The sequence below is a fragment of the uncultured Maribacter sp. genome (genome assembly GCF_947500405.1).
GTDB lineage: Bacteria > Bacteroidota > Bacteroidia > Flavobacteriales > Flavobacteriaceae > Maribacter_B.
In genome coordinates this window covers 1-9,841 of record NZ_CANMRY010000016.1, presented here as the reverse complement: position 1 = coordinate 9,841, position 9,841 = coordinate 1, and the positions used below count along the sequence as shown (strand labels likewise).

Sequence of the window (9,841 nt, the reverse complement as noted above, 5' to 3'; positions counted from 1 at the left end):
CTTTGGTTTTTTTAAAGCTCGCTGGAAGTTATTGATTGCTCTCTCGCAAGGAAAAAAAATGCGCAGGGTTACATCTCGCAGGATCCCCCCGCTCGCGCTCGTTTGCAACGAGTGGCGTAATGAGTAAAAAACAACAATGAGTAGAAAATACAAGTTTAAAAATCCATCAGCAGCACAATAACAACCCCATTTAACTATGGAGTACTACTGTTATAAAACAAAAAATAGAATATATACATAACAATCCAGTTGTCACAGGTTTTGTTTGCAACCCAATAGATTGGAAATACACTAGGGCTAAAAATTTTGCAGAGAACCATACAGTGTTAAAAATTGACGATATTGTTTTTTTAGAATAAAAATCCTTGGTACGGTACTCGTTGCAAACGAGCCCTAGCAAAGTAAAAATCTATCTACACAATATTACCATAGCATTTAACAAACTAATACGTTAAATTTAAATTATTAAAAGCCTATACAAATTATAAGTGTATAGGCTCTTTCTTTTTCAAAAAATATTACACCAATTGCTTCAATGCAATCTCAAATCCTGTTTTACTAATATTTAATGTAGAAGAATTTTGTTTATATATTTTCAACAATGCCTCCTTGATTGTATTAGAGGTATCCGTAAAAATAAGTTCATCGTCTATACCAACTCTTTTTTCCATAAAATATGCAAACACCCTTGCCATTCCGCAGTTAGAAATAAAATCGGGAATTAAACTTACTTTCCCATCGGTATATTCCATTATAGGTCCAAAAAATATTTCCTTATCGGCAAAAGGAACATTAGCCCCACAAGATATAACCTCTAAGCCGGTATCTATCATTTTAGATATTTGTTCCTTCGTAATTAATCTAGATGCAGCACACGGTACAAAAATCTCTGTAGCCAACGTCCAAATACGTTCGTTAATTTCCTCAAAAGGAATAAAATTTTTCTTAGAAGCCACTAAAGTATTTCCATTTTTATTTAAGAAAAAATCTTTAATCTCATCAAATGAAAAACCCTCTTCTTTTATAATTCCCCCATCACGATCTATAATACCAACAATTTTAGCTCCCATTAATGCTAAATAATAAGCTGCGGCACTACCCACATTTCCAAAACCTTGAACTACAGCTCTTTTCCCTTTTACATCTCCTCCGTAAATACTATAATAATGCTTTACCGTCTCTGCAACACCATACCCAGTAATCATATCGGCAACCGTATATTTTCTAGAAACTTTGGGAGAATACATAGAATTTTCAATAGCTTTTATAACTCCTAATCTAAGTTGCCCTATTCTATTTATTTTATCGGCCTCAGTAGGTTTAAAATGCCCATTAAAAACCCCTTCTTGCGGATGCCAAACTCCAGCATCTTCTGTAATAGGAATTACCTCATGAATTTCATCTACATTTAAGTCTCCTCCAGTGCCATAATAACTTTTTAACAAAGGAGCTACCGCTCTATACCAGCGCTCTAAAACGCCTTTTTTTCTTGGGTCATTAGGGTCAAAATTAATCCCAGATTTAGCACCACCTATTGCAGGTCCAGAAACTGTGAATTTTACCTCCATTGTTTTCGCCAAAGACAAAACCTCGTTAACATCTAACCCTTTTCGCATTCTAGTACCTCCTCCTGCGGCACCACCACGTAATGAGTTAATTACAGTCCAACCTTCAGCCTCCGTCTCAGAGTCCTTCCAATTAAAGACTATTTCTGCTTGTTTATTCTCGTATGTATATAATAATTCTTTCATAAGAATTGATTTTTTATGATATTATTAGTTTGCAATACTTGTTTTTATGTACTCTCCGAAAAAAATAAATATAACTCCCCTTTCGGGGTTACTGCTGTCTCATAACTAATAATTAAACATCAATTCTATGTAATGTAGTAATGCAAATATAAAAAAATTGAAATCATTTTTTTTATATTACTTTGGTGTTTTTTAACAAAAAACAAAGATTTGAATAATACGATATTCGCACTATAACCTTATATTAGCATCATTATTTTATCATAATTTCAAATATATGAACTTTACCTTAACAGAAGAGCAAAAGTTAATACAACAAGCAGCAAGAGATTTCGCGCAAAATGAACTGCTTCCTGAAGTAATAGAAAGAGATGATGCTCAAAAATTTCCTGCCGAACAAGTTAAAAAAATGGGAGAGCTTGGTTTTCTGGGAATGATGGTAAATCCTAAATATGGTGGTAGCGGTTTAGATACTGTTTCTTACGCTATTGTTATGGAAGAATTATCTAAGGTAGATGCGTCTTCTTCTGTTGTTGTTTCTGTAAATAACTCTTTAGTTTGTTATGGTATTGAAGCTTATGGAACAGAGGAACAAAAAGAAAAATATTTAACCAAATTAGCAACTGGAGAAATTATAGGTGCTTTTTGTTTATCCGAACCCGAAGCTGGTAGTGATGCCACTTCTCAAAAAACAACAGCTATAGATAAAGGAGATTACTATATAATTAATGGCACTAAAAACTGGATTACTAATGGTAGTACTGCAAGTATATATATTGTTATAGCGCAAACAGATAAAGAAAAAGGACATAAAGGCATTAATGCAATAATAGTAGAAAAAGGAGCTGAAGGTTTTGAAATTGGTCCTAAAGAAAATAAACTAGGAATTCGTGGTAGTGATACACATTCTTTAATTTTTAACGATGTAAAAGTTCCTAAAGAAAATAGAATTGGTGAAGATGGTTTTGGTTTTAAATTTGCTATGAAAACTTTATCCGGAGGAAGAATAGGTATTGCAGCACAAGCTTTAGGTATAGCTTCAGGTGCGTATGAATTAGCAAAAAAATACTCTAAACAACGTAAAGCATTTGGGACAGAAATTTCTAATCACCAAGCAATTGCTTTTAAATTAGCAGATATGCATACCCAAATAGAAGCTGCAAGACACCTTGTATATAAAGCCGCATGGGACAAAGACCAAGGGCATAATTTTGATTTATCTGGGGCAATGGCTAAACTTTACGCATCGCAAGTTGCCATGGATACTACCGTAGAAGCTGTACAAATACACGGCGGAAATGGTTTTGTTAAAGATTACCATGTAGAAAGATTAATGCGTGATGCTAAAATTACGCAAATCTATGAAGGTACTTCAGAAATTCAAAAAATAGTAATTTCTAGAAGTATTTTAAGAGACTGACCTCTTTTTTAAAAATACATTTTGCAACCTTACCCTATTATCTCATGGGTAAGGTTGTTTTATTTTTACTACAAAGCTTGTTACTGCATTAATATATTTGGGGTTATTTGTTACAAAACAAGACATACTTAGAACTACCCCCTTAAAAACCTTTCAGAACTATCTATAATGCACTACTTTTATCATTATGATAATTTTAACCTTTTAAAAATCCATTATTAGGCAATTTTTATCATATTATCCTAATCATTGAATTTATTATGTCATTTATTCTTAATCATTGAATAAAACATAAATAAATTGATATTTTTGAAGAAATACCATAATCTATGAAGTTGAAAAAACAAGGGTTGTACCTACCAGAATTTGAACATGAAAACTGTGGAGCAGGTTTTATTTGTAACCTTAATGGGGAAAAGAATAACCAAATAATACATGATGCTTTAGAGATTTTAGTAAAACTAGAGCACCGTGGAGGGGTTAGTTCTGATGGAAAAACAGGCGATGGAGCTGGTTTACTAATAGATATTCCGCATGATTACTTTAAAAGGGTATGTGAATTTACTATTCCTGAGCAACGCAAATATGCCGTAGGTATGGTTTTTTTACCTAAAATAAAAAACCAATACAATTTCTGTAAAAAAGAATTTGAAAAAGAAATAACAGATCAGGGCTTAACTATTCTAGGATGGAGAACAGTTCCTGTAGATTCTTCTAATTTAGGGGAAATTGCCTTAGCATCTGAACCAAACATAGAACAAGTATTTATTGGACAAGGAGATTTAGAAGAGAACATCTTTAAAGCTAAATTATATGCTGCTCGTAAAATTACAGAACATACCATTCGTAATTCTAAAACTTCGCAAGGCAACTACTTCTATGTTGCTAGTTTATCTAACACTACCTTAATATATAAGGGTATTATAATGCCTGAAGATATTGGGCCATATTATACAGACTTACAACAACCAGATTTAGTTACAAGATTAGCCTTAGTACACCAACGTTTTTCTACAAATACAATGCCTACATGGGAACTGGCGCAACCATTTAGATTCTTATGTCAAAATGGAGAAATTAACACTTTAAGAGGTAACGTATCCAGAATGCGTGTACGTGAAGAAATAATGAAATCAGATATTTTTGGAGATCAGTTCGAAAAACTTTTTCCAATAATTTTACCAAACAAATCCGATTCTGCCTCTATGGACATGTCTGTTGAACTATTAACGTTAACAGGACGTTCATTACCAGAGGTTATGATGATGACTATTCCAGAAGCATGGGAAAAACATGCTACAATGTCTGAGGAAAGAAAAGCATTTTATGAGTACAACTCCTGTATAATGGAACCTTGGGACGGACCTGCTTCTGTTCCTTTTACAGATGGAGATTATATTGGGGCATTATTAGACCGTAATGGCTTAAGACCATCTAGGTACACAGTCACAAAAAGTGGAAAACTTATTATGTCATCCGAAGTTGGTGTTGTAAACATAGACCCTGAAGACATTGAAAGCCATGGACGTTTAGAGCCAGGAAAAATGTTTTTAGTAGACATGAATAATGGACGTATTATTGATGACGAGGAAATAAAAAATAAAATTGTTACAGAAAGACCATATAAAAAATGGTTGAAAGAGAACAATATGCAACTAAAAGATGTTCCAAACACAAACGAAGTTTGTCCTATTGAAACATTAGACCTAAAAACAAGACAACGCCTTTACAATTACACCATAGAAGATATACAAGAAGTAATTGTTCCTATGGCACAAGTAGGTAAAGAAGCATTAGGTTCTATGGGTATAGATACCCCATTAGCTGTTTTATCTGACAACCCGCAATTAATATCAAACTATTTTAAACAACTATTTGCACAAGTTACCAATCCACCTTTAGATGGTATTCGTGAAGAAGTAGTTACCGATATTAGTTTAGCTTTAGGGCATGACAAAAATATTTTTGACATAACACCAGAACAATGTCATAAGTTAAGAATACAAAACCCAGTAATTTCTAATAATGACTTAGAAAAAATTAGAAATATTAATGTAGAAGGTTTTAAAGCAGACACTATAGAAATGCTTTATACTAAAGACCAAGGAATGAATGGTTTAGAGGATGCTCTAGATGACATCATTATCAAAATAACAAAGTCTTTAGAAAAAGGTACTAATATCATAATATTATCCGATAGAGGAGCAAAAGAAGGTCTAGCACCTATTCCTGCTTTACTAGCGTGTTCTTTTGTGCATCACCAAATGAATCGTTTACGTAAGCGTTCTTATTTTGATATTGTAATAGAATCTGCAGAGCCAAGAGAACCGCATCATTTTGCTACTCTATTTGGTTACGGAGCCTCTGCTATTAACCCGTACATGGTTAATGAAATTATTAGAGAGCAAGTAAAAGAAGGGTTTATAAAGTTAGATGAGCAAAAAGCTGTAGATAACTTTAATAAAGCTATTGGTAAGGGAATACTAAAAGTGATGAATAAAATAGGAATCTCTACTTTACATTCTTACAGAGGTTCTCAAATATTTGAAATAGTTGGATTCAATTCAAATTTTGTAAATAAATATTTCCCTTATACTGCTTCTAGAATTGAAGGTATAGGTCTTTATGAAATTGAAAAAGAAATTACAAAAAGATATAAATATGCTTACCCAGATACGTATATTGATAAGCGTCTTGGACTAAACATTGGTGGAGAATATAGATGGAGACGTAATGGAGAACGCCATTTATTTAACCCAACAACAGTTGCTAAATTACAGCAAGCTGTAAGACTAAATGACCAAAAATCGTACGACATATATAAGAATGCTATAAACGAACAGTCTAAAAATCTTTTAACTATTCGTGGATTGTTTGAATTTAACAACTTAGACCCTATTCCTCTTGATGAAGTAGAACCATGGACAGATATTGTAAAACGTTTTAAAACGGGAGCAATGTCTTACGGCTCTATTTCTCGTGAAGCTCATGAAAATTTAGCTATTGCGATGAACCGTTTAGGTGGAAAATCTAACTCTGGTGAAGGTGGTGAAGACAGAAGACGTTTTCAACCAGATGCTAATGGAGACAATAGAAACTCTGCGATTAAACAAGTTGCATCAGGACGCTTTGGAGTAACTTCTCATTACCTAAGTTCTGCAAAAGAAATACAAATAAAAATGGCTCAAGGTGCTAAGCCTGGAGAAGGTGGGCAATTACCAGGGCATAAAGTTTTACCTTGGATTGCAGAAACTCGTAACTCCACTCCATTTGTAGGATTAATATCTCCTCCTCCACATCACGATATATATTCTATCGAGGATTTAGCGCAATTAATCTACGATTTAAAAAATGCAAATCGCGAAGCTAGGATAAACGTAAAATTAGTATCCGAAGTAGGTGTTGGTACTATTGCCGCTGGTGTGTCTAAAGCTAAAGCAGATGTAGTATTAATTTCTGGTTATGACGGTGGTACTGGAGCATCTCCATTAACTTCCTTAAAACATGCTGGACTACCATGGGAACTTGGTTTAGCAGAAGCCCAACAAACATTAGTACTTAACAACTTACGTTCTCGTATTGTTGTAGAATGTGATGGGCAATTAAAAACAGGTAGAGATGTAGCAGTAGCTGCATTATTAGGAGCTGAGGAATTTGGTTTTGCAACTGCACCTCTAGTTGCTTCTGGTTGTATTATGATGCGTAAATGCCATTTAAACACATGCCCCGTAGGTATTGCTACACAAGATAAAGACTTAAGAAAAAACTTTAAAGGTACTCCAGAACATGTAATTAACTTCTTCTACTATGTTGCTAACGAGCTTAGAGAAATAATGGCAGACTTAGGGTTTAGAACTGTAGATGAAATGATTGGACAAACCCAAAAAATAGACACCAATAAAGCCATAAAGCATTATAAGGCTAAGGGATTAGATTTATCTGCTATTTTATACCAACCTGCAGAGTACAATAATTCTACTTTAAAAAATACGGAAAAGCAAGATCATAATTTAGAAAATGTAATGGATTTTCAAATACTAAAAGATGCTCACGCTGCAATTTTTAGAAAAGAGATTACTACTTTAAATTACCCTATACATAACACTGATCGTTCCTTAGGAGCAATAGTTTCTAACGAAGTATCTAAAATATATGGTCACCTAGGACTACCTGAAAATACTTTAAACCTTAATTTTAAAGGCTCAGCAGGTCAAAGTTTTGGTGTTTTTGGAGCAAGTGGAATTACATATACTGTTGAAGGTAATACTAATGATTATTTAGGAAAAGGACTTTCTGGAGGTAAAATAATTATTAAAAAACCTGTTGAAGCAGATTTCATAGCAGAACACAATATAATAGTTGGTAATGTTTGTTTATTTGGAGCTGTAAAAGGAGAAGCATACATAAATGGTATTGCTGGTGAACGTTTTGCAGTTCGTAATTCTGGAGCTACAGCTGTAGTAGAAGGAGTAGGAGACCACTGTTGTGAATACATGACTGGTGGAAGAATTGTTGTTTTAGGAGATACTGGACGTAATTTTGCTGCAGGTATGAGCGGTGGTTATGCCTACGTATTAAACAATAATGGAAAATTTACTAACGGCCTATGCAATGAAGAAACTGTAGATTTTGACCCTATATCAGGAGAAGATGAAAAAGAATTAAAAGGGTTAATACAAAAACATGTTGCCAATACTAATAGTAATAGAGGTAAAGAAATTTTAGCTGATTGGGAAAATAGTATATCTAAATTTGTGAAAGTAATGCCTAAAGAATACAAAGTAGCTCTGGAGCGTATTGCAAATGAAGAACCAATGGTAGAAGAATTAACAATAGCGTAATTATGGGAAAGACAACAGGATTCAAAGAATTCGAAAGAAAAGACGAACAATACATTGCTGTTGAAAAGCGTGTTAAAGATTATAAAGAATTTACAGTTCCTTTAAGTGATAAAGAAATTACGGAACAAGGATCACGCTGTATGGATTGTGGTATACCTTTTTGCCATAGTGGTTGTCCATTAGGGAATCTTATTCCAGATTTTAACCATATGGTTCACCAAGGAGAATGGCAAAAAGCCTCATTAATTTTACATTCCACAAATAATTTTCCTGAATTTACAGGTCGTTTATGCCCTGCACCATGTGAACAAGCATGTGTTTTAGGTATTATTGAAGATCCAATTTCTATAGAAAATATTGAAAAAAATATTGTTGAACGTGCTTTTAAAGAAGGTTGGATAAAACCTCAAATACCTAAAACAAGAACAGGAAAAACTGTTGCCGTTGTAGGTTCTGGACCTGCAGGTTTAGCTACTGCACAACAACTAAATAGAGCTGGTCATTTAGTAACAGTTTATGAAAGAGACGATGAAGTTGGTGGTTTATTACGTTATGGAATACCTAATTTTAAAATGGAAAAAGGTATTATTGACCGTAGAGTTGAAATTTTAAAAGCCGAAGGAATTATTTTTAAAGTAAACTCTAATGTTGGGAAAAATGTTTCTATTGATGAGTTAAAAGCTTTTAGCGCTATTGTTTTAGCTGGTGGAGCAACAGAAAGACGTTCTTTACCAACACCAGGTATTGATGCGGACGGTGTTGTACAAGCAATGGATTTCTTAACACAACAAACAAAAGTTGTTTTTGGTAAAGAAGTAAAAGACCAAGTACTAGCAACAGATAAAAATGTAATTGTAATTGGTGGTGGAGATACTGGTTCGGATTGTGTAGGAACATCAAATCGTCAAGGAGCAAAGTCGGTAATTAATTTTGAAATTATGCCAAAACCACCAGGGCATCGTTCACCTAGCACACCTTGGCCTTATTGGCCATTACAATTAAAAACATCTTCTTCTCATAAAGAAGGTGTAGAACGTAACTGGTTAATTAACACTAAAGAATTTGTAACCAATGAAGAGGGAAAATTAACTGCTTTAAAAACCGTTAATGTAGAATGGGAAATGATTCCTGGCCAACGTCCAAAATTAATTGAAGTTCCAGGAACTGAAAAAACATGGCCATGTGACTTAGCATTACTTGCACTTGGATTTACAGGTCCGGAAGGTTATCTGGCAGAACAATTGGGCATAAAGAAAGATGGTCGTTCTAATTATGAAGCTAAATACGGTAAATACCAAACTAATGTTCCAAATATATTTTCTGCTGGAGACATGCGTAGAGGACAATCCTTAATAGTTTGGGCAATATCTGAAGGAAGAGAAGCTGCAAGACAAGTAGATAAATATTTAATGGGTAAATCAGATTTACCATCTAAGAATATGACTGGAGATTTACCAGGAGTTTAAACTATAGTTATACACCAACTATAAAAGGCTGTTTTAGTAATAAGACAGCCTTTTTTATGTGCTGTAATTAACAAATTAAAAGTATCTCTAGTTCGTCTTATTACATATACAAATAGAACGATTTACTTTTAAAACTATACCAACATAATACTATAGTATTACACAATTATATCGATTCTTAGGCATTTATTAGACTAATAACTGAGTAATATTAATACCTCACAGAACTAGTTATAACATAAAGCTAACATTTTAGATTATTAACACCACTTAATACTAGTAATTTTCAAGCATAAAAAAAGTCCGATACGTAATGTATCGGACTTTGAAGAAGGCGGCTTCCTACTCTCCCACTTGGTGTAG

At 33.6% G+C, this 9,841-nt stretch carries 4 protein-coding genes; 3 read left to right on the top strand and 1 reads right to left on the bottom strand.

Annotation, left to right across the window (positions count from 1 at the left end):
* Positions 1 to 518: 518 nt before the first annotated feature.
* Positions 519 to 1,751 carry a Glu/Leu/Phe/Val dehydrogenase dimerization domain-containing protein gene (locus tag Q0945_RS15525; RefSeq protein ID WP_299436409.1) on the bottom strand — a complete coding sequence of 411 codons (1,233 nt, stop codon included), beginning with the start codon at positions 1,749 to 1,751 and terminating at the stop codon, positions 519 to 521.
* A 277-nt stretch (positions 1,752 to 2,028) separates the two neighbouring features.
* Between Q0945_RS15525 and Q0945_RS15520 the strand changes: the two genes are divergently transcribed.
* The 3 genes from Q0945_RS15520 to Q0945_RS15510 all read left to right on the top strand — a co-directional run bounded on the left by Q0945_RS15520 (position 2,029) and on the right by Q0945_RS15510 (position 9,478).
* The gene (locus Q0945_RS15520) at positions 2,029 to 3,171 is read left to right on the top strand and encodes an acyl-CoA dehydrogenase family protein (RefSeq protein ID WP_299436406.1); all 1,143 of its coding nucleotides are present in this window, start codon (positions 2,029 to 2,031) and stop codon (positions 3,169 to 3,171) included.
* Positions 3,172 to 3,506: 335 nt separating this feature from the next.
* Positions 3,507 to 8,012 carry a glutamate synthase large subunit gene (gene gltB / locus Q0945_RS15515; RefSeq protein WP_299436412.1) on the top strand — a complete coding sequence of 1,502 codons (4,506 nt, stop codon included), beginning with the start codon at positions 3,507 to 3,509 and terminating at the stop codon, positions 8,010 to 8,012.
* 2 nt (positions 8,013 to 8,014) lie between these two features.
* A complete protein-coding gene (locus tag Q0945_RS15510) occupies positions 8,015 to 9,478 on the top strand; it encodes a glutamate synthase subunit beta (RefSeq protein ID WP_299436402.1) in 1,464 nt (487 codons plus the stop codon).
* Positions 9,479 to 9,841 lie beyond the last annotated feature (363 nt).